Here is a 25,838-nt window from a genome sequence, read left to right as displayed (position 1 = left end):
ACCATCATGTCTTTGTGGGAATACGCAAATCCGGTAAAATTCATCCGCACCACCGACAAGGTGTTGCCGTGGATCTGGACTCTGGCCGGCATCTTTCTGTTTACCGGCCTGGTGTGGGGCTTCTTCTTCACGCCCGACGATTTCCGCCAGGGCTCGACCGTCAAGATCATCTACATTCATGTGCCCTCGGCGCTGATGGCGATCAACGCATGGATGATGATGCTCGTGGCCTCGCTCATCTGGATCGTGCGGCGGCACCATGTCTCGGCACTGGCGGCCCGCGCGGCGGCTCCGGTGGGCGCTGTAATGACGCTGATCGCGCTGGCGACGGGCGCATTCTGGGGCCAGCCGATGTGGGGCACATGGTGGGCGTGGGATCCGCGCCTGACCTCGTTCCTGATCCTGTTCCTGTTTTACCTCGGCTACATGGCCCTGTGGGAAGCGATCGAGAATGACGACACGGCGGCGGATCTGACCTCGATCCTGTGTCTGGTCGGATCGGTGTTTGCGGTGCTTAGCCGCTATGCGGTGAACTTCTGGAATCAGGGTCTGCACCAAGGCGCGACGCTCAGTCTGGACAAGGAAGAGAATATCTCGGATGTGTTCTGGTTTCCGCTTCTGGTGTGCATCGCGGGCTTTGTGCTGCTGTTCGTGGCCTTGGTGTTCCTGCGCACCCAAACCGAAATCCGCGCCCGCCGCACCCGTGCGCTGCTGGCGCGCGAAGGACAAGTCTGATGCCTGATCTTGGTAAATACGCCTTTGAAGTGCTGAGTTCCTACGGCGTGACGCTGCTCTTGCTTGGTGTGATCGTGATCGCCAGCCTGCGCCGCGCGCGCAAGGCACGGGCCGCGCTTGACGAGGTCGAAGCCAGGAGAGGTCAGCATGGCTAAAATCTCGCCTCTGATGGTCCTGCCGCCGCTGATTTTCGGTGCGTTCGCGGTGCTGGCCTATGTCGGAATGTTCAGGGATGATCCGCAAGGTCTGCCGTCGACCCGTGTGGGCCAGGCAGCACCCGAAATCACCACCGAGCCGCTGCCCGGTTATGCAGCATTCTCTCCCGACATGCTGAGCAACGGCGAGGTCACTCTGGTCAATTTCTGGGCCAGCTGGTGCCCGCCATGCCGGTTGGAACATCCAAAACTGCTTGAAATGCAGAGCGAGGGGATGCCGATCATCGGCGTCAACATTCGGGATCAGGTAAAGACTGCAAGCCAATACCTCGCCGATGACGGCAACCCGTTCGTTGCCGTACCGTTCGACCCCGCGGGCCGTACGTCGATCGACTGGGGCGTGACCGCGCCGCCCGAGACGTTCATCGTGGATGGGGACGGGACCGTGTTGTTCCGCTTTGCCGGGCCGCTGGTCGGCTCGGATTACGAACAGCGTTTTTTGCCAGAGCTGGAAAAGGCACTGGCAGACTAGGCCCGGTTCAGGGCAGTAGACCCAGCATCGGCTCCGGCGTTGCGGCAAGCACGCTAGCCCCTGCGATCAGCAAGAGTGCTGCGGTCTGTATCAAAGTCAGAAGTCTCATGTCTCAACCTGTAATTCTTTTTGTCTTTTAGGCAGAAGACATGCCCCTGATAGCGCTAGAAGCGAAGGGGTCAGGGTGTCACATGCGACAGGATGGAGCAGGACGGGACAGTTGCCGGAGCGCCGGACGAAAAAAGGCGGACCCTGCGGCCCGCCTTTTGATTTGGTTGAGACACCGCCGCTTATTCAGCCGCGATCTTGTCTTCGCTGGCAAGGTTGCGCAGGACGTAATGCAACACGCCGCCGTTTTCGATGTACTCGATCTCGACCGCTGTATCGATCCGGCATTTGAGCGTGATCTCTTTCTTGGAGCCGTCCGCCATCGTGATGGTGCAGGGCACCTCGGCCAACGGTTTGATGTCGTCCAGACCGTGGATCGACACGGTCTCTTCTCCCGTCAGCCCCAAGGACTTGCGTGTGTCGCCGCCGGTGAACTCGAACGGGATCACACCCATGCCCACAAGGTTGGAGCGGTGGATACGTTCGAAATTTTCGGCGATGACAGCTTTGACGCCCAGCAGAGCCGTGCCCTTGGCTGCCCAGTCACGCGACGAACCCGCGCCGTATTGTTCACCCCCGAAGATCACCAACGGAGTGCCCTGTTCCTGATAGGCCATTGCGGCATCGAAGATCGGCATCTGTTCGCCGTTCGGACCCTTGGTGTAGCCGCCTTCGACGTTGTCGAGCATTTCGTTGCGGATGCGGATGTTGGCGAAGGTGCCGCGCATCATCACCTCATGGTTGCCACGACGCGATCCGTAAGAGTTGAACTCGCGCACCGGAACCTGACGCTCGATCAGGTATTGCCCGGCAGGTGTCGATTCCTTGAACGATCCGGCAGGCGAGATGTGGTCGGTGGTGATCATGTCGCCCAAAAGCGCCAGAACCTTGGCGCCTTCGATGTTCTCGATCTCCTTCGTTTCCATGGTGATCCCCTGGAAATAAGGCGGGTTCTGAACATAGGTGGACGAGGGCGGCCAGTCATAGGTTTTCTGGTCCGTCGTCTCGACGTTCTGCCACTTTTCATCGCCCTTGAAGACATCGGCATATTTGCTCTGGAAGGCCTCGCGGGTGACGGTCTGCTCGACCAGTTCGGCGATTTCCTTCGTCGTCGGCCAGATGTCCTTGAGGAACACGTCGTTTCCGTCCTGATCCTGTCCCAGCGGCGCGGTGGTGATGTCGACATTCATGTCACCCACCAGCGCATAGGCCACCACCAGCGGCGGCGAGGCGAGGTAGTTGGCACGCACGTCCGGGCTGATGCGGCCTTCGAAGTTGCGGTTGCCCGACAATACCGAGACACCGATCAGATCGTAATCGCTGATCGCCTTGCTGATCGCCGGTTCCAGCGGACCGGAGTTACCGATGCAGGTGGTGCAGCCATAGCCCACGAGGTTGAAGCCAAGCGCATCAAGGTCTTTCTGAAGCTCTGCGGCCTCGAGATAGGCGCTGACCACCTGCGATCCCGGCGCCAGCGACGTCTTGACCCAAGGCTTGCGGGTGAGTCCCTTTTCATGCGCCTTGCGCGCCACAAGGCCCGCGCCGATCATCACATAGGGGTTCGATGTGTTGGTGCAGGACGTGATCGAGGCAATGACGATAGAGCCGTCATGCAACTGATAGCTGCCATCCTCGGTCGGCACATAGCCCCGCTTGTGGTGACCCTCGTCGCCCGGAATCTCGGTCGGCTCCGGCTGGCCGCCTTCGCCTTCCCAGCGGATCTCGGCGGTTTCGGTCGCGTCCTTACCGTCGCGAACGCCCTTGACGTATTCGACAAAGGCATCGGCGGCTTGATCGAGTGCAATATAGTCCTGCGGACGCTTGGGGCCGGAGATCGCGGGCACGATGGTGCCCATGTCCAGATGCAGCGTATCGGTGTAGACCGGCGCGTAATCCGCGTCGCGCCACAGGCCGTTTTCCTTGGCGTAGGCTTCGACCAGAGCGATGCGGTCCATATCCCGGCCCGTGGTCTTGAGATAGCGCAGGGTTTCGTCGTCAATCGGGAAGAAGCCGCAGGTCGCGCCATATTCCGGCGCCATGTTGGCGATGGTGGCCCGGTCCGCCAGCGGCAGGTTGTCCAGCCCCTTGCCGAAGAACTCCACGAATTTGCCGACCACGCCGCGCTCGCGCAGCATCTCGACCACCTTGAGCACGAGGTCGGTGCCGGTCGTGCCTTCCATCATCTCGCCGGTCAGTTCAAAACCGACAACTTCAGGAATCAGCATCGAGATCGGCTGGCCCAGCATTGCGGCCTCGGCCTCGATCCCGCCGACACCCCAGCCCAGAACAGCCGCGCCGTTGACCATCGTGGTGTGGCTGTCGGTGCCGACCAGCGTGTCAGGATAGGCAACCTGTTCGCCGCTCTGGTCCTCATCGGTCCAGACGGTCTGCGCCAGATATTCAAGGTTTACCTGATGGCAGATGCCGGTGCCGGGCGGGACAACGCGGAAGTTGTTGAACGCTTTCTGACCCCATTTGAGGAAGGTATAGCGCTCCATGTTGCGTTCGTATTCGCGGTCCACGTTCATCTGGAAGGCGCGCGGGTTGCCGAATTCGTCGATCATCACCGAGTGGTCGATGACCAGATCCACCGGGTTGAGCGGGTTGATCTTTTCCGCGTCGCCGCCAAGCGCCACGATCCCGTCGCGCATAGCCGCCAGATCGACCACGGCGGGCACGCCGGTGAAGTCCTGCATCAACACGCGGGCCGGGCGGTAGGCGATTTCACGCGGGTTCTTGCCGCCTTTCTCGCCCCAGGTGCCGAACGCCTTGATATCGTCGACGCTGACGGTCTTGCCATCCTCGAAGCGCAACATGTTCTCAAGCACCACCTTGAGGCAGGCCGGCAGGTTCGAGAACGACCCAAGCCCCGCTGCCTCGGCCGCAGGGATCGAATAATAGGCGACGGACGTGCCGTTGACCGTCAGTGTCTTGCGGGTCTTGGCTGTGTCCTGACCGACTGTAATGGGCATGACAGGGCTCCTCAAAGCTATGAATAACGGGGTATCTGCCTGCTATTTGCCCCAAGCCCCGCTGCCGATCAAGGGGGGTGCGACGATTTTGGTATACTATTGCACACAATTCTTCGGCATCCTCATTTTCACGGTTCTGACGCCGCGCTCTCGCAAAACCTTGATTGGTTATTTCAACGCCTCGGGGTTAGGTGTCCGATGGGGACGTTACGGAATGGATAGCAGCGGCATGATGAAGGCTCTGGCAGCAATGACGGCGGTGATACTTGGCATGAGCGGCACTCCGCTGCGCGCCGATGACACGCCGGTGGTGGTCGAACTCTTCACCTCGCAAGGCTGCTCGTCCTGCCCGGATGCCGACGAAATGCTGGCCCAACTGGGCGAGCGCGACAACGTCATCGCGCTGGCGCTGCATGTCGATTATTGGGATTACATCGGCTGGAAAGACAAGTTCGCCCATTCCGCATTTACCAAGCGGCAGAAGGGCTATGCGCGTGCGTTCAACAACCGCGCGATCTACACGCCGCAAATGGTGGTGAACGGCGTGTCCGACGTCGTGGGCAACCGGGCGATTGACGTGTCCGAAACGGTGCAGGAGCATCTTGTGAAAGGTCTGCCGGTGAATTTGGATGTGACACGCAACGGCGATACGTTGTCGATCAGCGCGCCGAGGACGCACGGCTTGGCCGACGCCGATATTTTCCTCATTCGTTATACACCCTCCGAGACGATTGACATTCCTCGCGGTGAAAACGCCGGTAAGTCCATTACCTACAGCCATATCGTCACCGAGTGGAGCGATGTGGGCGACTGGAACGGGACCAGCGCACTGTCCGCGTCTGTTCCGGTGGCGGGCGACGCGCCCGTGGTGGTGCTGGTTCAGGCCAAGAATCAGGGCCGCATCCTGGCCGCAGCGCGCTTGCGCTGACGGCGCGGTTTCCAGCGGCGATGTATCCAGAACCATTGTTCGGGGTTGGCGTGTATGCGCGCCTCAAGACGGCGTGTCACCTCGCGCATCATCTCGACAGGGTCGCCATGCGGCACGGGTTCCTCGAACACCGCCTCGAATGACACGCCGTCGGCCTGGCGGATGCCGAAAAACGGCACCAGCAACGCGCCGGTCTTGAGCGCGATATTCGCTACCGAGGTCAGCGTTGGCGCCGGTTGGCCCATGAAGTCGATCGGAACCCCGGCGCTGTCGTAGACATCAAACAGCAACACCCCCATGCCGCCTTCGCGGATATGCTTGATCAACCCCATCGTGCCGCGCCGACCCTGTTCGAACACCGGATCTGACAGGGCGTGCATGTTGGCGGCGTAATGGGCGTTGAAGAACGGATTCGACATCGGGCGATACAGCCCGCCGATCCGATAGCCGCGCGCTACGAGTGCCGCGCGGGGCGCTTCGAAATTGCCGAAATGCCCGGTGACGAACAAGACGGGTTGCCCCGCGGCCTCGGCGGCCTCGACCGCGGCAAGCCCGTCGCCGGTGACGGGCGCATCGCGCATTCGCTCCATCAGACCCGCGACATCGTAATTGTCGATCATCGTGCGCCCGGCATTGTCGGCCACCAGATCGGCCAGACGACGGCGCTCTTTTGTATCCATCTCCGGCCAGACATGCGCCAGATTGTCCATCGCGCGGGTGCGGTAGCCAGCAAGCGGCGACACCACATGGCGCACCAGGCGGCCGATCAGCCAGAGCCGTGCACGCACGGGCAGACGCAATGCGCCCCAGATCGCTGCGCGCAAGATCCGATCGGTCACCCAGTCGCGCCAGCCTCCGGCAGTGTGTTTTCGTTTCTTTTTCACTGGAACCAACATCTTGCGGCAAAGCGCCCTCGAGAGCGCTTGATACGCGATTTCGAAATCGCGTGTCAAAGCGCCTGTCCGACGACCGCTTGCAAGATCAAAGCGGGACGCTCTACATGTTGATGGACATACCCCAAAGGAGACTGCCGCATGAAGATAACCCAAAAGACCGTGGCCCTGATCACCGGCGGCGCCTCCGGCCTCGGCGCGGCGGCGGCGACTGCCCTGTCGCAGGCCGGTGCGCAGGTGGTCCTTCTCGACATGAACGCCGAGGCCGGCGCGGCGATGGCCGACACCCTTGGCGGGACATTCATTCAAACCGATGTCAGCGAACCCCAAAGCGTCGAGGCCGCGATTGACCAGATCAGAACGGCGCACGGTGCCTTGCACATCGCCGTCAACTGCGCCGGACTGGCGCCGGCTGCGAAAACGGTCTCCAAAGGCGCGCCGCATGATCCGGCGCTCTTTGCAAAGGTGATCGGTGTCAACCTGCTCGGCACCTTCAATGTCGCCTCGCAAGCCGCGACCTTGATGTCGGCCAACGAACCGCTGGACGAAGACGGTGCGCGCGGCGTGGTGATCAATACGGCGTCGGTCGCCGCATATGAGGGCCAGGTGGGGCAGGCGGCCTATGCTGCGTCCAAGGGTGGCGTAGTCGGTCTGACCTTGCCGATGGCACGCGATCTGGCCTCCTTGGGGATTCGGGTCTGCGCCATCGCGCCGGGATTGTTCAAGACGCCGATGCTCGAAGGTTTGCCGCAAGAGGTGCAGGACAGTCTTGGCGCGCAGGTGCCATTCCCGTCCCGGCTTGGCAATGCGGCGGAATACGCGCAACTGGTGCGGCATATCGTCGAGAATGCGATGTTGAATGGCGAAGTGATCCGCCTTGACGGTGCCATTCGCATGGCGCCGCGCTAGGTCAAGCCGAGTTGCAACTTCAGGAGCGCCGCGATGTCCTTTGACGCCCTCATCGTCAGCCACGGTCAACCCTCTGACCCGCAAGTCGGCGAGGCGGAAATTGCAGCACTCGCATCGGCGGTCGCGCGTCACGTACCCGAAGCGCGGATCGAAGGTGTCACGCTCGCTGCCGAAGGCCGGATCGAAGCGCTGAGCGCCCAGCGTCCCGGTGCATTGATCTATCCGATGTTCATGGCCGACGGCTGGTTCACCCAGGTTCAACTACCCAAACGGCTTTCGCCCGGAGTTGGCCCGCAACTTGTGAGTTTCGGCATGGACTGCACCTTGCCGATGCTGGCCGCACGGTGGGTGCGCGACATCTGCAAGCAACGCGGGTGTGACCCGTCTGATATCGACCTTGTCATCGCCGGACACGGTTCCGGCAAATCGCGCCGCGTCTCACAGGCCACGCAAGCCTTCGCGGATCGTGTCGAGGCGGAATTGCGCCCCAAATCCATCCGCTGCGGCTATGTCGAGGAAGCGCCATCGCTTGAAGAGGTGCTGCGCGGACTGGATGACACCGCGATCTGCCTGCCCTATTTCGCGGCCAGACGCGGGCATGTCCTTGACGATCTGCCCGAGGCCGTAGAGGCGGCAGGCTTTCCCGGCCTTGTGCTGGACCCGATTGGCCTGCACCCCGACGTGCCGAAAATGATCGCTGACGCGCTGTCATGGCGCGCGACGACAACCGATCCGACACGGTGTATCTGACGCGCGGCGTCGGTGTCGGTCGGGGAACATGGTAGGCCCGGCAGGACTTGAACCCGCAACCAAAGCGTTATGAGCGCTCTGCTCTAACCAATTGAGCTACAGGCCCGCCATGGGCGTTTCACTAGCAGACCGCCCGAGCGCGTCAAGAGGCAGACGGCACCGGGGCGATGGACTTGCGCGCGACGCTGCGCTAAGGGCTGCGCAACTTTCGAAGGGCGGCACAATGACGAACAAGCAAGACGGCATCACCTACGCTGATGCAGGCGTGGACATAGACGCGGGCAACGCGCTGGTAGAGCGGATCAAACCTGCCGCCAAACGCACGGCGCGTCCCGGCGTGATGTCGGGGCTCGGCGGGTTCGGCGCGCTGTTCGATCTGAAAGCGGCCGGGTATAGCGATCCGGTTCTGGTGGCAGCGACGGATGGCGTCGGGACCAAGCTGCGGATCGCGATTGATACCGGACACGTTGATGGCGTCGGCATCGACCTCGTGGCAATGTGCGTCAACGACTTGGTCTGTCAGGGTGCGGAGCCATTGTTTTTCCTGGACTATTTCGCGACCGGAAAACTCGATACCGACACCGCTGCGCGGGTGATCGAAGGTATCGCCGAGGGGTGCGCGCAATCCGGTTGCGCCCTTATCGGCGGGGAAACGGCCGAGATGCCGGGCATGTACCCGGCGGGCGATTTCGATCTGGCGGGCTTTGCCGTCGGCGCGATGGAGCGGGGAGCCGCGCTGCCCGATGGTGTGGCCGAGGGTGACGTTCTCCTGGGTCTTGGCTCGAACGGCGTGCACTCCAACGGCTACAGCCTCGTGCGCAAGCTTGTCGAGGTTTCCGGCCTTGGCTGGGATGCCGATTGCCCTTGGCAGGATGGCACCCTCGGTGCGGCGCTGCTCGCGCCGACACGGCTGTATGTGACACAAGCATTGGCCGCGATCCGCGAGGGTGGCGTGCATGCCTTGGCGCATATCACGGGCGGTGGAGTGACGGAAAACCTGCCACGCGTCCTGCCGGATGACCTGGGCGCCCAGATCGACCTGTCCTCCTGGGACTTGCCGCCCGTGTTCAATTGGTTGGCCAAGACCGGCGGCATGTCGGAAGCGGAACTGCTCAAGACGTTCAACTGCGGAATCGGCATGATCCTCGTGGTCGCGCCGGACCGCGCGCAGGTGCTCGTTTCGCGTCTGCGCGACGCCGGAGAAACCGTGACGCAGATCGGTTCGGTGACGGCAGGTCAGGGCGTTACCTATTCCGGCGCGCTTTTATGAGCAAACGCGTCGCGATCCTGATTTCGGGCGGCGGCTCCAACATGGTGTCGCTGGTTGACGACATGACAGACGACCATCCGGCGCGCCCGGTGCTCGTGCTGTCGAACCGGCCCGATGCCGGTGGGCTGGAAAAGGCCCGCGCGCGCAATATTCCCACCGCCGTCGTCGATCACCGCCGCTTCGGCAGCGACCGTGCGGCGTTCGAGGCCGCGCTGACCGACGTGCTTGAGCAGGCACGCCCCGATATCCTGTGCCTTGCCGGGTTCATGCGTGTTTTGACCGAAGGCTTTGTCAGCCGCTGGGAGGGGAAGGTGCTCAACATCCACCCGTCCTTGTTGCCAAAGTACAAAGGGTTGCACACCCATGCCCGCGCCATCGAGGCAGGCGATCCGGAGGCGGGCTGTTCGGTGCATGAGGTCACCGCAGAGCTTGACGGCGGGCGTGTGCTGGGACAGGCGCGGGTGCCGGTTTTGCCTGACGATACGGCAGCCACACTGGCGGCGCGGGTGCTGGTGAAAGAACATGCGCTTTACCCCGCCGTGCTGCGCCGCTTTGCCAGCGGAGACACATGCCGCAAGGATCTGCCCTAGCACGAACCGCGCCCGCTTTTCACCGGATCGGTTTCGGGTTAGTGACATTTTCTAATCTTTCAAAAACGAACGATCCCTTATGAAAACGATTAAGACGACGACTGATCTGGCCGAGTTTTGCAGCCGCGCCGCAGAGACGGATTATATCACCGTCGACACCGAATTCCTGCGCGAGCGGACCTATTATTCCAAACTCTGCCTGATCCAGTTGGCCTTTCGGGGCGACGGCGAAACCGATGCGGTGCTTGTCGATCCGCTGGCGGAGGACCTGTCGCTTGATCCGCTGCTTGATCTGTTTCGCGATCCCGACACCGTAAAGGTCTTTCATGCCGCGCGGCAGGATCTTGAAATCTTCTATATAGATCATGGCGTTATTCCGTATCCCTTGTTCGATTCCCAAGTCGCCGCGATGGTGGCCGGATTTGGCGAACAGGCGGGATACGAGACTCTGGTGCGCAAGATCGCCAAGCAACCTCTCGACAAATCCTCGCGCTTCACGGACTGGTCGCGGCGGCCCTTGTCCGACACCCAGAAAGCCTATGCTCTGGCCGATGTGACGCACCTGCGTCAGATTTACGAATTTTTGCGCAAGAAATTGTCCGATACCGGGCGCGACAAATGGGTCGAGGAGGAAATCGCCACGCTGATGGCGCCCGACACGTATGTCACCCATCCGGAAGACGCGTGGAAGCGGGTTAAAACCCGTTCCAACGCGCCACGCTTTCTAGCGATTGTTCAGGAACTTGCAAAATTCCGCGAAGCCTATGCTCAGGATCGCAACGTGCCACGCAGCCGCGTTTTCAAGGATGACGCGCTGGTTGAACTGGCCTCCACCAAGCCCAAGGATATGGGAGATCTGGGCAAATCGCGCCTTCTGCTGCGCGATGCCCGCAAAGGTGACATTGCCCAAGGCATCCTCGACGCCGTTCAGCGCGCGCAGGATTTGCCCAAGGAAAGATTGCCCGAGCCGGATACGAGCCGTCAATCGGCACAGGTCAACCCCGCGCTGGCCGATCTGTTGCGCGTCTTGCTCAAGGCCAAGACAGATGTCTCGGGCGTTGCTCCCAAACTGATTGCCTCGGCCGCCGATCTTGACGCGCTGGCCTCGGGCGAACGGGACGTTCCGGCGCTGAGTGGCTGGCGCCGAGAGGTCTTTGGCAAGGACGCTTTACGTCTGTGCGACGGGCAGGTCGGTTTGGCGGCAAAAGGCAAGCAGGTCCAGATCGTCGAGCTTTAGCCCTTAACGGCGGACCGTGCGCGCGGTGTTGGCCCCGCGCACCGTGATGGAGCGGATGCCGCGCAGGTCCTGATCGGTGATCCAGCGGGCCACCGTGACCTGACGCGCCAATGGTCCGGTGTTGCGCGGCCCCGCTTGCTGCAATGCGCGCATGTCGAACACCAACGTGCCCTTGGTACTGGCGGTCTCGTCAACCATCAGGCGGACATCGAACGGGCCGACGCGGCTTGCCTGTCCGGTCGCGCGGATGATCGCGCCGCCGGGGCGGCGTTCGATCAGCAACTCCGTGATGTCGGCAATCGGACGCCCTGCAAACGCGGCCGGCTGATTGCTGCGGAAAAGCGAGATGCGCCGCGCCGGAATCAGCGGGTTCGTCGCGCTTTCCGCCGGGTTCATCGCGGCAGGGTCGGGCTGGCTCGATCCGAACCAGTTGAGCGGGTTGAACCGCGATTCGCTGACGGCGCTACACCCGGTCAACGCCACTGTCGCCAGAATCACAATCATCGCGGATTTGCGCATGGTCCATCCCTTCGCCTGCCTTCTTTTGACGTAACCGATTGCGCGCGCGTTGAAAAGCGTCAAGCCCGGACTGGACGTTTGGCGCGTCTCTCCTTACGTGTCTGGCCAACACCCACGACTGATCGGAGACATCCATGGCCTGCGCCGCCTTTGAAGAAATCGTCGAGGATTTCGAGTTTCTTGAGGATTGGGAAGATCGCTATCGCATGGTGATCGAACTCGGCCGCGCGATGGAGCCGTTGCCCGAGGCGTTGAAGGTGCCTGCAACCAAGGTCGATGGATGCGCAAGCCAGGTTTGGCTGCACCCGCAAATGGACGGCGATCTGGTTCGCTTTGAGGGCGAAAGCGATGCGATGATCGTCAACGGTCTGATCGCGGTGCTGCGCAAGCTTTATGACGGTATTCCGGCGTCTGACGTGGTGGCGATTGACGCCCGCAACGAACTGGGACGGTTGGGGCTGAACGAGCATTTGTCCGCCCAACGCTCCAATGGGCTGCGCGCCATGATCGAGCGTCTTCAGGGGTTTGCGGCACAAAACCTGGCCTGACGTGGTTCCTGAGTCCGAACCGGCTAGGTGTTGCCGCTGCCGGTGAACCGCGCTGCATCGGCGGCCGCGCGGCGGATGGCATTCGATTTGTGGACTGTTTCCTGATACTCGGCCTCGGGGTCGCTGTCGTAAACGACACCGCCACCGGCCTGAATATAAAGCTTTTGGTCTTTGACCAGCGCGGTTCGCAGCGCGATGCACATGTCCATGTCGCCGCCTGCGCTGAAATATCCCACGGCGCCGCCATAGACTCCGCGCTTTTCCGGCTCAAGCTCGTCAATGATCTCCATCGCGCGCACCTTGGGGGCGCCGCTGACAGTGCCTGCCGGAAGACCGGCCAGAAGCGCGGACAGCGCGTCATGATCCTCGCTCAGTTCACCGACGACGTTCGAAACGATGTGCATCACATGGCTGTAGCGTTCGATGATGAATTTCTCGGTCGGGCGCACTGTTCCGATCTTGGCAACCCGGCCCACATCATTGCGCCCCAGATCAAGCAGCATGAGATGTTCGGCGCATTCCTTCGGGTCGCTCAGAAGATCGGCTTCCAAGGCGCGATCCTCGGCCTCGTTGGTGCCGCGCGGGCGCGTCCCGGCAATGGGTCGGATGGTGACTTCATCTCCAAAGACGCGCACCAGAATCTCCGGGCTGGCGCCGATCACCTGGAACCCGCCGAAGTTAAAGTAAAACATGAAGGGTGACGGATTAGTCCTTCGCAGTGAACGATAAAGCGCAAACGGAGGGAGTGGGAAATCCTGCGACCACCGTTGCGCCGGCACGACCTGAAAGATGTCACCTGCGCGAATGTAATCCTTTGCAGTGTCCACGGCCGCCTTGTAGCCGTCATGCGTGAAATTCGACACCGGAGGCGCGATTTCCGCCGCTTCGCCCATCTCGCGCGATTGTTGCGGCAAGGCGCGTTCCAGATCGCGCACGGCGTCCATGACGCGCTCTGCGGCCTGGGCGTAGGCGGCGCGCGCCGTCAGCCCGTCATTGACCCAGGCGGGTGACACCACGGTGACTTCGCCCTTGACCCCATCCAGCACCGCCAGGACCGAGGGGCGCATCATCACCGCATCGGGCAGGCCGAGCGGGTCGGGATTGACATTCGGCAGATGCTCGACCAGCCGGATCATGTCATACCCCAGATACCCGAACAGCCCCGCTGCGGATTGTGGCAGGTCGTCAGGCAGGTCGATCTTCGACTCTGCGATCAGCGCGCGCAATGCCGTGAGGGGATCGTCGGCCTGATCCTCGAACGCGTCTGGGTCGAACCGCGCGCTGCGGTTGATGCGCGATGTGGTTGCGTGGCACTGCCAGATCACATCGGGTTTCATCCCGATGATCGAGTAGCGGCCCCGCACCTCGCCACCGGTGACGCTTTCCAGCACGAATGCGTCTTTGGCAGCGTCCGTCAGTTTGAGCATCAGGGAAACCGGCGTATCAAGATCTGCCGCCAGCCTTGCATAGACGACCTGATTCTGGCCCGCGTCATAGGCGCGTGCAAAGCTGTCGAAATCGGGGGTCAAAGTGGCCATAAGCTATTGAATGTAGGCATGAACGGCGTTGATGGCCGATTGGTTGACCTGCACGCCGGCGCGTTGCTGCGCATCGATCGCGAAGGCGCGGAAAAGATCCTCGGCGACGCTGCCGGCAGCCTGATCCTGCAAGGCCTGCGCCAGCATCGCGATATCGGTGCTGTCGCGGTCCACCTCGGAGATGCCGTCAAGCCGAAGCACGAACACCTCGCCGGTTCCGGCAACCGCGCGCGCCGTGCCTTGCTCCATCTGGAATACGGTCTCCAGCAGGGTTGGCGGCAGATCGGTGATCTGCGCGTTGCGGCCAAGGCCGCTTTCCTGCGTCGGTGTCAGGCCTAGCGCTTCGAACGTGGCGCCGTCACTCAAGTCCGCGACCACGTCCTCGGCCCGCAGCATCAGTTGCTCGGTCTGGGCGCGGGTGTCCCACCCTTGGCGGACCTGATCGATCACGGCGTCAAGCGGTTGCGGCGCGGGGGGCTGAATGCCGTTGAGGCGCATCGCAAACACGCCGCCATCGCCAAGCTGCATGATTTCGGGGAAATCGCCCTCGTTCAACTCGGCCGCCGCTTCGCGGAACGCATCATAGGCGGCAATCTCGCCATCCGCTCCGGGGAACCAGTCGATCTGGCCCAGTTCGACATCGCTCGCCTGCGCCAGTTCCTCCAGCGTCGCTCCGGCGGCCATGTCATCATCCATCGTTTGCGCCATGGTCTCGATCACGCGGCGGGCGCGGTCGAGGGCCAGTTCGCCGCGCAGATCCGCGCGGGCGTCCTCGAAGCTGGTGCTTTGCGCATCAAGCACCGCGTTGACCCGGTAGAGCGCCGGGCCGAGGTTTGACGGCAACGGGCCGACCACATCGCCGGTGCTGGCGGAAAACACCGCTTCGGCGGCGTCGCCCAATGTATCCCGCGTCACATCGCCCATGTCGACATCTGCCAGTGTCAGGCCACGCTCGGTCACCAGCGCCTCGAAGGTGAGGTCGCCCGACAGGCGCTCCAGTGCGGCGCTGGCTGCGGCGTCATCGCTGAACACCAGTCGTTCGACGAGCCGGCGCTCTGGCAGGTTGAATTCGGCTGCCCGCTCATCATAGGCGGCGCGCAACGCCGTTTCGTCGACTTCGACGGTATCGACGATCATTTCCGGCGTGATCCACGCATAGGTGATGTCGCGCAGCTCTGGCAGGGTGTAATTCTGGATATTCTCGTTGTAATAGGCTTGCAGTTCGGCTTCCGATGGCTCGGGCAGTCCGGTTTGCAAATCCGATCCGGTCAGGCGGGCCCAGGTGAAATCGCGGGTTTCTCCGGTATAAGCCAGCAGCGTGTCCACATAGGTGTCAGGCAGCGCGTTGCCCGAAACAAGCGCGCTTTGCAGGATGGTGCGGGCGGTGTCGTCGCGCAGGCGTTCTTCGAATTCGGCTTCGCTCAGACCCTGATTGCGCAAAGCAAACCGATACGCTTCGCGGTTGAAGCTGCCATCTGCACCTTGGAATGAGGGCACCTGCAAAAGCTGTTCGGCCACCACCTCGTCGCCCACCGACAGCCCGATCTTGCCCGCCTCGTTGTCGAGCGCGCGCGCGGTGACGAGTTGCGCCAGAACCTGGCGATCAAGTCCGAGGGATTGCGCCTCGGAGATGGGAATCGTGCGGCCTGCTTGCGCCGCGAAGGCGTTGATTTCGTTGCGCAGCGCCAGGACATAGGCGTCGGTCGTGATCTCTTCATCGCCCACGGTGGCCACACTGCGCGCCGATCCGGTGAGGCTTGTCGCGCCAAAGCCCGCAAGCCCCACGAACAACAGGCCCATGAGCACCCAAATCAGGGTTTTCGACAGCTTTCCTTTGCCCATCGCCATGCAATTGTCGCCTCTTCCTAGTGCCGGTTCTGCGGTTGTGTCTACGCGGCAGGATCGGGGCTCGCAAGGGGCCAGTCGAGGGTTGCAAGACGTGTGAACAGGGCCGCGATCCCGACGCGGTCAACATTGGCAAACGCGACACGGAACTGGCGGTGACCCGCCGGATCGTCCATGGGTGCGAACATGGTGCCGGGCAGGGCCAGCACCCCGATCTCGCGCACCAGCTTCGGGGCGAGGGTGGCGCTGCTTTCGGCGAACGGATGCTCCAGATAGGCAAAATACGCGCCACACCCCATCAGCCGCCAGCCCTTATCCGCGATCATCGGCATCGCCTCGTAGATCGCTGCGCGCCGGTCGAGGATTTCGCGGCGTTCATCGGCCAGCCAGCCGGATAGATTCTGCAATCCCCAAAGGGCCGCGATCTGCCCCAGTTGCGGCGCGCAGATCGCAACCGTGTCGAGGAATTTCTCCACCTCGTCCAGAAGGCGCGCGTTGGCGATGATCGCGCCAACGCGGTGGCCGGTCAGGCGATAGGCCTTGGAAAAGGAATAGAGCTGGATCAGCGTGTCGTCCCATACGGGATCGGACAGCAGCGTATGTGGCGGTGCGGTGCGGCTGTCGAAATCGCGGTAGGTTTCGTCGATGATCAGTTTGATGCCCTGTGCGCGTGCCAGCGCGAAAAACGCGGCCAGTGTGTCTGCGGGATATTCCACGCCGCCGGGATTGTTCGGAGTGACCAGAACGATTGCGCGGGTTTTCGACGTGATCAGCGCCTGCGCCGCACCTGCGTCGGGGATCAGATCGTCGCCGGTGGGCAGGGCCACCGCGGAAACACCCGACATGTCGAGCCACATCTTGTGGTTGAAGTACCAGGGCGTCGGCAGGATCACCTCGTCACCCTCGGTGCAGAGCGCGGTGATCGTGGCCGCAAACGCCTGGTTGCAACCCGAGGTGATCGCCACCTGATCCGGCGTCGCGGTGCCGCCGTAATGCGCCGACCATTGCGCCGCGAGTTCTTCGCGCAATGCTGGCAGACCAAGAACGGGACCGTAAAGATGGGTCTGCGTGGCGTGCAGCGCCTCTGCCATCGCCGCGCGCATGGCTGGCGGCGGCGGCTCGACCGGGGCGGCCTGACTGACATTGATCAAGGGCATGTCATCGGGCAGCGTCACGCCGTCAAGCCAGCGGCGCGCCTCGGGGACGGGCGGGGCAAAGGTGGATCGGGTGCGCGTGGTCATGGTCGGTCTTTCCACAATTGCGGGCTAAAGGGGCGCTGCCCCTCTTGGCCTTTGGCCAATTTACCCCGAGGTATTTCGGGCCCAAAGAAACCCGATCAGTCGGTGCCGCGATAGGGCTGGACGTATTGCAGGGCCATATCCCACGGAAAGAAAATCCAGGTGTCCTGGCTTACTTCGGTGATGAAGCTGTTGACCTGTGGCTTGCCGCTCGGCTTGGCGTAGACGGTGGCGATATGGGCTTTGGGCATATGTTGGCGCACCACCTCGATGGTGCGGCCGGTGTCGACCAGATCGTCGACCACCAGAACGCCGGTGCCGTCGCCGACGACGGTCATATCGGGGGATTTGATCACCTTGGGCTGGGATTGTGCCTGATGGTTGTAGCTCTTGACGCTGATCGTATCGACAACGCGGACGTCGAGTTCGCGCGCCACGATCATTGCCGGGGCCATGCCGCCGCGGGTGATCGCAACCACAGCGCGCCATGCGCCATCATCCGGGCCTTCTCCGTCAAGCCGCCAGGCGAGCGCGCGCGCGTCGCGGTGCAGCTGGTCCCAGCTGACGTGGAAGCCTTTTTCGTGGGGCAGGCGGTCTGACATGGAGGTCTCCTTGGGTCAGTGTGGCTCAGGTGGCAATCCGCAATGCCATTCCGCCGAGCAGGACGGCGGCGGCGCGATCGACGATGGATTTGCATCGGCTGTATAGCGCGCGCACAGCGGGCATGGCGAGGCCGATGCTCAGCAGAATGTAAAATGCAGCTTCAAGCGCGAGGTGGTTGGCGAGGACAAGCACCGCGTCGCTGCCCTTCGGCATCGTCGGAAAGACCGCTGTGAAGATCGCGGCGATGAACACCACGGCCTTGGGATTGGCAAGGTTGGTCACGAAACCGAGGCGGAAACCCGAAAGCCCTTTCGGAGCGTCGGCATTCGCGGGTGTATCGGCACCACTCCAGAGGCGATAGGCGAACCATGCAAGATACAGCCCGCCGGCGATCTTGAGCGCGAGATAGGCCCAGGGCGCCACCGCGAATATCGCGGTGAGCCCGAGCACGGCCAGCAAGCTCCAGACCAGCGCGCCGCAGGCAAGACCCAGCCCGCACATCAGACCGTCGCGTTGTCCGTTGCCCAAGGTGGCGCGCAGCATCGCGACGAATGCCGGACCTGGAGAGACAAGCGCACCGAGAATGGCGACGTTGAAGGCAAGGAGCGCGGCTGTTGTCACGGGGCTCTATTCCTTGGACATATCCGGCGCATCGACGGCTTTCATGCCAACTACGTGGTATCCGGCATCGACGTGATGCGTCTCTCCGGTCACGCCGGACCCAAGGTCGGACAAAAGATAGAGCGCCGACTTTCCGACGTCGTCGATATCCACGTTGCGACGCAGCGGCGAGTTGTATTCGTTCCATTTCATGATGTAGCGGAAATCCCCGATGCCGGACGCGGCGAGCGTCTTGATCGGACCGGCGGAAATCGCGTTGACCCGGATGCCGTCCTTGCCCAGATCCTCGGCCAGATAGCGCACGGAGCTTTCCAGTGCCGCCTTCGCCACGCCCATCACATTATAATGGGGCATGATCCGTTCGGCGCCGTAATAGGTCATGGTGAGTGCTGCGCCGCCATTCGTCATCATCTTTTCGGCGCGCTGCATCACGGCGGTGAAGGAATAGACCGAGATATCCATCGTCATGGTGAAATTGTCGCGTGTGGTGTCCACGTAGCGGCCGCGCAATTCGCTCTTGTCGGAAAAGCCGATGGCGTGGACGATGAAATCCAGGGAATCCCAACGCTCCTTGAGTCCCTGAAACAGCGAGTCGATCGATTCTTCGCTGCTGACGTCACAGGGCAGAACGATGTCCGAGCCGAGTTTCGCGGCCAACGGGGCGACGCGTTTCTTCAGGGCGTCTCCCTGATAGGAGAATGCCAGTTCGGCACCCGCTTCGCCCAGGGCGCGTGCAATGCCCCATGCGATGGATTTGTCATTGGCCAGCCCCATGATAAGCCCGCGCTTTCCGGCCATAATCTTGTTCTGCATGGCGTGCCGCCCTTTCCCGATATGTATTCTCTTCGTTTAGGCGAAGGTTGCAGTTCGGGCAAGGCTCGGATTCCGGCGGAATTTTGCGCGTATGTGCGTTGCAACAAAGAACAGTTGGACAGTTTGAACGACTATCCGATAGAGGCAAGTGCTGCCTAGGAGACCAGAATGAGCGATCGCACAGGAATATTTGCGGGTGAAGACCCCTTCCGGATTGCCCGCGCGTGGCTGAAGGACGCTGAGTCTTCGGAGGTCAACGACCCGAACGCGATCGCGCTGTCAACGGTCGATGCCGATGGCATGCCCAATGTGCGCATGGTGCTGCTCAAGGAGATCGAGGAGGATGCCTTTGTCTTTTATACGAACTACGAGAGCCGGAAGGCGCAGGAAATCGAGTCGTCCGGCAAAGCGGCGTTCGTGATGCACTGGAAATCGCTGCATCGCCAAATCCGGGTGCGGGGGACTGTGACGCGCGAAGATGGGGAAAAGGCCGATGCCTATTACGCGTCACGGTCACTGAAAAGCCGTCTGGGTGCGTGGGCATCGAAGCAGTCACAGCCGCTTGAGTCGCGCTCCAAGTTGATGGCCGAAGTGGCGCGGGTGACGGCGAAGCATGGGACTCATCCGGCGCGGCCGCCGTTCTGGGGCGGTTACCGGATCGCTCCGACGGAGATCGAGTTCTGGGCGGATGGGACGTTTCGATTGCACGACCGGTTTCGTTGGTCATGGGAGCCAAAAAAGAAGTCGTGGATAATCAGCAGATTAAATCCATGACCGTCACGTCACGTGAATTGCAGCTCTTGTTTTCGGGCATATTTTCATATGTCTTGAGCGGCAGTGCAGGTTTTAGTCGCCATGATGGAAGGCGGTAATCAGATGTTTGATAGCAACGCGGAACAGTCGCAAAAAGTGGATGCGCGTGTTTCGGGACATGTAAAATGGTTCGATCCGGCGAAGGGATTCGGGTTTCTGGTGTCCGACGAGGGCGGCCCGGATATCCTGCTGCACGCAAACGTGTTGCGGAACTTCGGTCAGGGGTCTGTCGCCGATGGCGCGCGGGTCGATGTCGACGTTCAGAAAACGGATCGGGGCCTTCAGGCAATCACGATCAGGGCGATTACCCCGCCCAACCCGGACGACATTGCCCCGCTTGAGGATTTCAGCGGCGTGACGCCCGAGGAAATCGCGGCCGCGCCATTGGCGCCTGCGCGCGTCAAGTGGTTTGACAAGGCCAAGGGATTTGGCTTTGCCAATATCTATGGGCGCGCCGAAGACATCTTTATCCATGTCGAGGTCTTGCGCCGATCCGGGCTTTCGGATTTGTTTCCCGGCGAAGCCCTGGCGTTGCGTGCCATCGAAAGCGCACGCGGGCTGATGGCGGTAGAGGTGTTCGCATGGGAAGCCGGATTGGCCTGAGCCTTGTATTCGCGATGGCCTGCTCGCAGGCGGTCGCAATGGAAGCCTGCCGTGACGATACCGTATTCATGCGCGGCGATTGGGGCAGTGCCCGAATCGCGACGGATGTCGCTGATACCACCGAGTTGCGCAGTCGCGGCCTGATGTTCGTCGAGTCGATGCCGACCATGCAGGGGATGCTGTTTGTCTATGACAGCGCGCGCCCCGTCACGTTCTGGATGAAGAACACGCTTATTCCCTTGGATATGATCTTTGCCGACGACGCGGGCGTCGTGCAGCGGGTGCATGAAAATGCGGTGCCGGGCGATCTGACGGCGATTTCCGGCGGCAGTGACATCCAGTTCGTTTTGGAGCTTAACGCCGGTATGGCGAGGCGACTCGGGGTCGACGTTGGCACCGAGTTGCGCCATCCGGCCATCCCGGACGATGTCGCAGCATGGCCGTGTGAAGGTGACAAAAAACCGCTTTCCAAATCGGACGACGACCGCTAAACGACGCCTCAGTCGGGGCGTAGCGCAGCCTGGTAGCGCGACGGTTTTGGGTACCGTAGGTCGCAAGTTCGAATCTTGCCGTCCCGACCATTCATAAAAAACATGTCACTCGCACAATCCTTTTCACCGGTATGTCCGGTGAGGGTTGATTGTGTGCATAGTGCCACAGCAGTTCCAACACGCAAATGCGAATCCTCTGACTGCTGTCGCACGGTTCCGCCGCCCCAATGGCTTGAGGTGCCTGTTGAAATCCTGTGGATAACTCGCTGGTCGGGCGAACACTTTTTGCCCGCAGGTTATCCACAGACCTATACACGGCCCGTCCACATGTGAATCACCACCCCTTGTGTCCCGATTGCCGGTCAACCCAAAATCTATGTTCAAATTCGTGAAAAAAGCGTTGACGCGATGGCAGAAGATACGCCAATTTGTGCAGGCCGATACGGACACACACAAGATATAGTGTTTGATCGGCCGAGGGACGAACACACCAAGTTTCGAACGTCATCGTTTGCATCCGCGCGATTTAGCGCGTGGATGGCGTGTGCCTGCGTCTCTGTCGGCCATTTAGGGCCATTGGTTGGGGTTGAATTAGAAATGAGAACGGCACGATGAAAATAGAGCGGAAATTTACCAAGGCAGGCCAAGACGCATATGCGGGGATCGAGTTCGTCTCGACCACCTCCGAGATCCGCAATCCCGACGGAACGATTGTCTTCCATCTCGACAATGTCGAGGTTCCTGCCAGCTGGAGCCAGGTCGCCAGCGATGTCATCGCGCAGAAGTATTTCCGCAAGGCCGGGGTGCCTGACGAGCTGAAGAAGATCGAGGAAAACGACGTCCCGAGCTTCCTGTGGCGCAGCAAACCGGCCTCCGCCAAGACCGAAACCACAGGAGAGACCTCCTCCAAGCAGGTCTTTGATCGTCTGGCCGGCGCCTGGACCTATTGGGGCTGGAAGGGCGGTTATTTCACCACCGAAGAGGACGCGCAGGCCTATTTCGACGAGATGCGCCACATGCTGGCGACCCAGATGGCCGCGCCCAACTCCCCGCAATGGTTCAACACCGGCCTGCATTGGGCCTATGGCATCGACGGTCCGGGGCAGGGCCACTTCTATGTCGATTACAAGACCGGCAAGCTCACGAAATCCACCTCCGCCTACGAGCATCCGCAACCGCACGCGTGTTTCATCCAGTCCGTTGCCGACGATCTGGTGGGCGAGGGCGGCATCATGGACCTCTGGGTGCGCGAGGCGCGTCTGTTCAAGTATGGCTCCGGCACCGGCACCAACTTCTCCAGCCTGCGCGCGGCGAATGAGCCGCTGTCGGGCGGCGGCAAATCGTCGGGCCTGATGGGCTTTCTCAAGATCGGCGACCGCGCGGCGGGCGCGATCAAGTCGGGCGGCACCACACGTCGCGCGGCCAAGATGGTGATCTGCGATGCCGACCACCCGGACATTCAGGAATTCATCAACTGGAAGGTCAAGGAAGAGCAGAAGGTCGCTTCCATTGTCGCCGGATCGAAGATGCACGAGAAGATGCTGAACGCGATCTTTGCGGCCATCGGCACATGGGACGGCGCGGAAGAAGACGCCTATGATCCCAAGAAGAACGACGCCCTGAAAGGCGCGATCCGGGCAGCCAAGCAGGTGATGATCCCCGAGACCTACATCAAGCGCGTGCTCGATTACGCGCGGCAGGGCTATGCGACCATCGAATTCCCGACCTATGACACCGATTGGGACTCCGAGGCCTATGCGTCGGTCTCGGGCCAGAACTCCAACAACTCCATCCGCGTCACCAACGCCTTTCTGCAAGCGGTCAAGGACGACGCAGATTGGGAGCTGATCCGCCGCACCGATGGCAGCGTCGCCAAGACGATCAAGGCGCGCGACCTGTGGGAAGACGTGGGCCACGCCGCATGGGCCTGCGCCGATCCGGGCATCCAGTTCCACACCACCGTCAACGAATGGCACACCTGCCCGGCGGATGGCGAGATTCGCGGCTCCAACCCATGCTCGGAATACATGTTCCTCGATGACACGGCCTGTAACCTCGCGTCCATGAACCTGCTGACCTTCCTCAAGGACGGTGTGTTTCAGTCCGAGGACTACATGCATGCCACGCGCCTCTGGACGCTGACGCTGGAAATCAGCGTGATGATGGCGCAGTTTCCGTCGAAGGAGATCGCGCAGCGCTCCTTTGACTTCCGCACGCTGGGTCTGGGCTATGCCAATATCGGCGGCCTGCTGATGAACATGGGCTATTCCTATGACAGCGACGAGGGCCGCGCGCTGTGTGGCGCACTGACCGCTGTGATGACGGGTGTCTCCTATGCCACATCGGCCGAGATCGCCGGAGAGCTGGGTGCTTTTGCCGGCTACAAGAAAAACCGCGAGCACATGCTGCGGGTGATCCGCAATCACCGCAACGCCGCCTATGGCAAGACCGATGGCTATGAGGCGCTGTCGGTCAAGCCGGTCGCGCTGGATCACGGCAACTGCCCCGATCCGACGTTGGTCGAACTGGCCAAATCGAGCTGGGACGAAGCGCTGCGCCTTGGCGAAAAGCACGGCTACCGCAACGCACAGTCCACCGTGATCGCGCCCACCGGCACCATCGGTCTGGTGATGGATTGCGACACCACCGGGATCGAGCCGGACTTTGCGCTGGTGAAATTCAAGAAGCTGGCGGGCGGCGGCTATTTCAAGATCATCAACCAGTCGGTTCCTGCCGCGCTTGAAAAGCTCGGGTACGGCTCGGCGCAGATCGAAGAGATCGTGGCCTATGCCGTCGGTCACGGCTCCATCGGCAACGCGCCGGGCATCAACCATACGTCGCTGGTGGGCCACGGCTTTGGACCGGCCCAACTGCAAAAAGTCGATGGCGCGCTGGCGGCGGCATTCGACATCCGCTTCGTCTTCAACCAGTGGACGCTGGGCGAGGAATTCTGCCGCGAGGTGCTGGGCATCCCGGCCGAAAAACTCAACGATCCGGCCTTCGACCTGCTGCGCCACCTGGGCTACAGCAAGGCCCAGATCGACGCCGCGAACGATCATGTCTGCGGAACCATGACGCTGGAAGGCGCACCGCATCTGAAGGACGAGCATCTGTCGATCTTTGATTGTGCCAATCCCTGCGGCAAGAAGGGTAAGCGCTATCTCTCGGTCAACAGCCACATCACCATGATGGCAGCGGCGCAAAGCTTCATCTCGGGCGCGATCTCCAAGACGATCAACATGCCCAATGACGCCACCATCGAGGATTGCCAGAACGCCTATGAGCTGAGCTGGTCGCTCGGCACCAAGGCCAACGCGCTTTACCGCGACGGCTCCAAACTGTCGCAACCTCTGGCAGCCGCGCTGGTCGAGGACGAGGACGCGGCAGAGGTGCTGGAATCCGGTTCCATGCACGAAAAGGCGCAGGTTCTGGCGGAAAAGATTGTCGAGAAGATCGTCATCAAGGAGGTCGCGCAGCAGCGTGAGAAAATGCCGGAGCGACGCAAGGGCTATACCCAGAAGGCCATCATCGGCGGCCATAAGGTCTACCTGCGCACCGGCGAGTATGCCGATGGCCAGCTTGGCGAAATTTTCATCGACATGCACAAGGAAGGCGCCGGCTTCCGCGCGATGATGAACAACTTCGCCATCGCCGTGTCGGTCGGTCTGCAATACGGTGTGCCGCTGGAAGAGTTCGTGGACGCCTTTACCTTCACCAAGTTCGAACCGGCGGGCATGGTGCAGGGTAATGACAGCATCAAGAACGCGACCTCGATCCTCGATTACATCTTCCGCGAACTGGCCGTGTCCTATCTCGACCGCACCGACCTGGCGCATGTCAAACCGGAAGGTGCTTCCTTCGATGATATCGGACGCGGCGAGGAAGAGGGCGTTTCCAACGTCAAGGAACTGTCGGAAACGGCCGCGTCACGCTCGCTCGAAGTGCTCAAGCAGATCAGCTCCACCGGCTACCTGCGCAAGCGGATGCCGCAGGAATTGGTGGTGTTGCAAGGTGGCCAGTCCGGTGCGGTAGCCGTTGGCGGTGACCCGGTCTCGGCGCTGAGCACGCTGGTTCCTGAAACCACGTTCGTCGCCACCTCGATGACCCGAACCACCAGCGCCACCGCCATGACCGCCGTCACCCGCGCCAAGATGCAAGGCTATGAGGGCGAAGCCTGCGGCGATTGCGGCAACTACACGCTGGTGCGCAACGGCACCTGCATGAAGTGCAACACCTGTGGCGGAACGAGCGGGTGTAGCTGAGATCGGAGAGACCTGTCGATCATGCATGAGAGATTTGGGGCGGGTGCGCTCGCCCTGAACGCCAATCAGGCCGCAGGCAGAAAACAAACCGAGCGGTGAACCAACAGAGCCTGATTTGCGAACCTTGCGGGCGTCCCTTTGGGCGCCCGTTTTTCTTCACAGAAATACGCTGTGGGTTCGATGGCTGACCAGGCGTCCCACCCACACGCAGGGCCAGGGTCTATTCGGCAGCGATGCTGAGATGTTGATTTGCAGTGCGCCGGCGTGCCTCGAAATCTATCCGTCTCATCGCATCAAGCGCGTTCAAACGCGTTCTCATGCGCCGATACCGCCCATCGATCAGATCACGCACGATCGGGGTCAGGAGACCTTTTCGCTTCATCTGTGACGCCAACTGGTGGCCACAGCCTGGCAGGATGAAGTGCGATACTCCATTGGCCATGGGAAACCGCAGCGCATGGACAAGTTCGCTTTCATCGCTGCCGTGGAGGATGAAATACTTGGTGCGATCGGGGCGAAACGTATCCGCACGCGGATAATGGACCGTTTCGATCCGCTTTCTGAAATACCGCCACCGCGTTTCCTCGGGCACCTCGTTTGGCAGGATCGAATACTGCGGCGTGAGCGCGAACACAGCGTCAAATGCCACGTCCCTGGATAGCGCAAGGGCCATAAAGCCGCCCATGGAATTGCCAAGGCCAACCACGCTCACGGCACCGATGTCATCGCGTATCGCGTCGATGGCAGACCGTATGATCGCGGCGATGCCTGTCCCATTCAGCCAAGACCGGGATCGATCGGTCACGAAAAGCACGTGGTTCCTGCCATTGTCTGAAGCGCTCGAAAAGAACTCGATCGGAGGTTC

The 25,838-nt window shown here is 61.5% G+C and carries 24 protein-coding genes and 2 tRNA genes; 15 read left to right on the top strand and 11 right to left on the bottom strand.

Features of this window, described 5'->3' with window-relative positions; genetic code table 11:
• Nucleotides 1–6: 6 nt before the first annotated feature.
• Genes ACGKZZ_RS07620 through ACGKZZ_RS07610 form a run of 3 tightly spaced genes read left to right on the top strand, consistent with a single transcriptional unit; the run spans nt 7 to nt 1,422 of the window.
• Nucleotides 7–735, top strand: a complete 729-nt coding sequence (locus ACGKZZ_RS07620) for a heme ABC transporter permease (RefSeq protein ID WP_411222916.1) — start codon at nt 7–9, stop codon at nt 733–735.
• Nucleotides 735–890, top strand: coding sequence for a heme exporter protein CcmD (gene ccmD / locus ACGKZZ_RS07615; RefSeq protein ID WP_411222915.1), 156 nt, complete (start codon nt 735–737; stop codon nt 888–890). The genes ACGKZZ_RS07620 and ccmD overlap by 1 nt, the downstream gene beginning before the upstream one ends.
• Entirely contained in the window at nt 883–1,422 is a 540-nt protein-coding gene (locus ACGKZZ_RS07610) for a DsbE family thiol:disulfide interchange protein (RefSeq protein ID WP_411222914.1), read from the top strand. The genes ccmD and ACGKZZ_RS07610 overlap by 8 nt, the downstream gene beginning before the upstream one ends.
• Nucleotides 1,423–1,712: 290 nt before the next feature.
• Here ACGKZZ_RS07610 and acnA read toward each other — a convergent pair whose 3' ends face one another.
• Complete coding sequence (acnA, locus tag ACGKZZ_RS07605; protein WP_411222913.1) at nt 1,713–4,502, bottom strand: aconitate hydratase AcnA; 2,790 nt, start codon at nt 4,500–4,502, stop codon at nt 1,713–1,715.
• A gap of 214 nt (nt 4,503–4,716) precedes the next feature.
• Here acnA and ACGKZZ_RS07600 point away from each other — a divergent pair, with 214 nt between their 5' ends.
• Nucleotides 4,717–5,430 (top strand): DUF1223 domain-containing protein, encoded by a 714-nt coding sequence (locus tag ACGKZZ_RS07600; protein ID WP_411222912.1) that lies wholly within the window; start codon nt 4,717–4,719, stop codon nt 5,428–5,430.
• Here ACGKZZ_RS07600 and ACGKZZ_RS07595 read toward each other — a convergent pair.
• Entirely contained in the window at nt 5,394–6,326 is a 933-nt protein-coding gene (locus ACGKZZ_RS07595) for a lysophospholipid acyltransferase family protein (protein WP_411222911.1), read from the bottom strand. The two genes, ACGKZZ_RS07600 and ACGKZZ_RS07595, sit on opposite strands and share 37 nt — an antisense overlap.
• Before the next feature lie 138 nt (nt 6,327–6,464).
• Between ACGKZZ_RS07595 and ACGKZZ_RS07590 the strand changes: the two genes are divergently transcribed.
• Nucleotides 6,465–7,232, top strand: coding sequence for an SDR family NAD(P)-dependent oxidoreductase (locus ACGKZZ_RS07590; protein ID WP_411222910.1), 768 nt, complete (start codon nt 6,465–6,467; stop codon nt 7,230–7,232).
• Between the two features lie 33 nt (nt 7,233–7,265).
• Nucleotides 7,266–7,982, top strand: coding sequence for a sirohydrochlorin chelatase (locus ACGKZZ_RS07585; RefSeq protein WP_411222909.1), 717 nt, complete (start codon nt 7,266–7,268; stop codon nt 7,980–7,982).
• Nucleotides 7,983–8,011: 29 nt separating this feature from the next.
• Here the strand turns inward: ACGKZZ_RS07585 and ACGKZZ_RS07580 are convergent.
• Nucleotides 8,012–8,088, bottom strand: a tRNA-Ile gene (locus ACGKZZ_RS07580).
• Nucleotides 8,089–8,205: 117 nt separating this feature from the next.
• Here ACGKZZ_RS07580 and purM point away from each other — a divergent pair.
• The 3 genes from purM (at nt 8,206) to rnd (ending at nt 11,079) form a co-directional block, all read left to right on the top strand.
• Complete coding sequence (gene purM / locus ACGKZZ_RS07575) at nt 8,206–9,252, top strand: phosphoribosylformylglycinamidine cyclo-ligase (protein WP_411222908.1); 1,047 nt, start codon at nt 8,206–8,208, stop codon at nt 9,250–9,252.
• The gene (gene purN / locus ACGKZZ_RS07570; RefSeq protein ID WP_411222907.1) at nt 9,249–9,842 is read left to right on the top strand and encodes a phosphoribosylglycinamide formyltransferase; all 594 of its coding nucleotides are present in this window, start codon (nt 9,249–9,251) and stop codon (nt 9,840–9,842) included. Before purM ends, purN begins: the two co-directional genes overlap by 4 nt.
• 79 nt (nt 9,843–9,921) lie before the next feature.
• The gene (gene rnd, locus ACGKZZ_RS07565; protein ID WP_411222906.1) at nt 9,922–11,079 is read left to right on the top strand and encodes a ribonuclease D; all 1,158 of its coding nucleotides are present in this window, start codon (nt 9,922–9,924) and stop codon (nt 11,077–11,079) included.
• 3 nt (nt 11,080–11,082) lie between these two features.
• Here rnd and ACGKZZ_RS07560 read toward each other — a convergent pair whose 3' ends face one another.
• Complete coding sequence (locus tag ACGKZZ_RS07560) at nt 11,083–11,583, bottom strand: hypothetical protein (protein ID WP_411222905.1); 501 nt, start codon at nt 11,581–11,583, stop codon at nt 11,083–11,085.
• 149 nt (nt 11,584–11,732) lie between these two features.
• Here ACGKZZ_RS07560 and ACGKZZ_RS07555 point away from each other — a divergent pair, with 149 nt between their 5' ends.
• A complete protein-coding gene (locus tag ACGKZZ_RS07555; protein WP_411222904.1) occupies nt 11,733–12,146 on the top strand; it encodes a SufE family protein in 414 nt (137 codons plus the stop codon).
• 23 nt (nt 12,147–12,169) lie between these two features.
• Here ACGKZZ_RS07555 and trpE read toward each other — a convergent pair whose 3' ends face one another.
• The 6 genes from trpE to fabI form a co-directional block, all read right to left on the bottom strand.
• Nucleotides 12,170–13,684 carry an anthranilate synthase component I gene (gene trpE / locus ACGKZZ_RS07550; protein WP_411222903.1) on the bottom strand — a complete coding sequence of 505 codons (1,515 nt, stop codon included), beginning with the start codon at nt 13,682–13,684 and terminating at the stop codon, nt 12,170–12,172.
• 3 nt (nt 13,685–13,687) lie between these two features.
• Entirely contained in the window at nt 13,688–15,532 is a 1,845-nt protein-coding gene (locus tag ACGKZZ_RS07545) for a peptidyl-prolyl cis-trans isomerase (protein WP_411222902.1), read from the bottom strand.
• Nucleotides 15,533–15,573: 41 nt separating this feature from the next.
• The gene (locus ACGKZZ_RS07540; protein WP_411222901.1) at nt 15,574–16,770 is read right to left on the bottom strand and encodes an aminotransferase; all 1,197 of its coding nucleotides are present in this window, start codon (nt 16,768–16,770) and stop codon (nt 15,574–15,576) included.
• A 95-nt stretch (nt 16,771–16,865) separates the two neighbouring features.
• Nucleotides 16,866–17,369 carry a xanthine phosphoribosyltransferase gene (gpt, locus tag ACGKZZ_RS07535; protein ID WP_411222900.1) on the bottom strand — a complete coding sequence of 168 codons (504 nt, stop codon included), beginning with the start codon at nt 17,367–17,369 and terminating at the stop codon, nt 16,866–16,868.
• A gap of 25 nt (nt 17,370–17,394) precedes the next feature.
• On the bottom strand, nt 17,395–17,991 hold the full coding sequence (locus ACGKZZ_RS07530) for a LysE family translocator (RefSeq protein ID WP_411222899.1): 597 nt from the start codon (nt 17,989–17,991) through the stop codon (nt 17,395–17,397).
• A 6-nt stretch (nt 17,992–17,997) separates the two neighbouring features.
• Nucleotides 17,998–18,804: an enoyl-ACP reductase FabI gene (gene fabI / locus ACGKZZ_RS07525; RefSeq protein ID WP_411222898.1), complete on the bottom strand. Its 807-nt coding sequence runs from the start codon at nt 18,802–18,804 to the stop codon at nt 17,998–18,000.
• A 168-nt stretch (nt 18,805–18,972) separates the two neighbouring features.
• Between fabI and pdxH the strand changes: the two genes are divergently transcribed.
• From pdxH to ACGKZZ_RS07500, 5 genes are all read left to right on the top strand, one after another.
• Nucleotides 18,973–19,578 (top strand): pyridoxamine 5'-phosphate oxidase, encoded by a 606-nt coding sequence (gene pdxH, locus ACGKZZ_RS07520; RefSeq protein ID WP_411222897.1) that lies wholly within the window; start codon nt 18,973–18,975, stop codon nt 19,576–19,578.
• A 102-nt stretch (nt 19,579–19,680) separates the two neighbouring features.
• The gene (locus tag ACGKZZ_RS07515; protein WP_411222896.1) at nt 19,681–20,220 is read left to right on the top strand and encodes a cold-shock protein; all 540 of its coding nucleotides are present in this window, start codon (nt 19,681–19,683) and stop codon (nt 20,218–20,220) included.
• On the top strand, nt 20,199–20,711 hold the full coding sequence (locus ACGKZZ_RS07510) for a DUF192 domain-containing protein (protein WP_411222895.1): 513 nt from the start codon (nt 20,199–20,201) through the stop codon (nt 20,709–20,711). The genes ACGKZZ_RS07515 and ACGKZZ_RS07510 overlap by 22 nt, the downstream gene beginning before the upstream one ends.
• A 13-nt stretch (nt 20,712–20,724) precedes the next feature.
• Nucleotides 20,725–20,801: transfer RNA gene (locus ACGKZZ_RS07505), tRNA-Pro, on the top strand.
• Between the two features lie 521 nt (nt 20,802–21,322).
• Nucleotides 21,323–24,973, top strand: a complete 3,651-nt coding sequence (locus tag ACGKZZ_RS07500) for a vitamin B12-dependent ribonucleotide reductase (protein WP_411222894.1) — start codon at nt 21,323–21,325, stop codon at nt 24,971–24,973.
• 220 nt (nt 24,974–25,193) lie between these two features.
• Here ACGKZZ_RS07500 and ACGKZZ_RS07495 read toward each other — a convergent pair whose 3' ends face one another.
• A complete protein-coding gene (locus ACGKZZ_RS07495; RefSeq protein WP_411222893.1) occupies nt 25,194–25,778 on the bottom strand; it encodes a hypothetical protein in 585 nt (194 codons plus the stop codon).
• Nucleotides 25,779–25,838: the final 60 nt, after the last annotated feature.

Origin of the sequence: Marivita sp. S2033 (assembly GCF_046592965.1) — a bacterium.
Taxonomy (GTDB): Bacteria; Pseudomonadota; Alphaproteobacteria; order Rhodobacterales; family Rhodobacteraceae; genus Marivita.
Note: the sequence above shows the minus strand (reverse complement) of the source record. Positions and strands in the feature narration are given on the sequence as shown.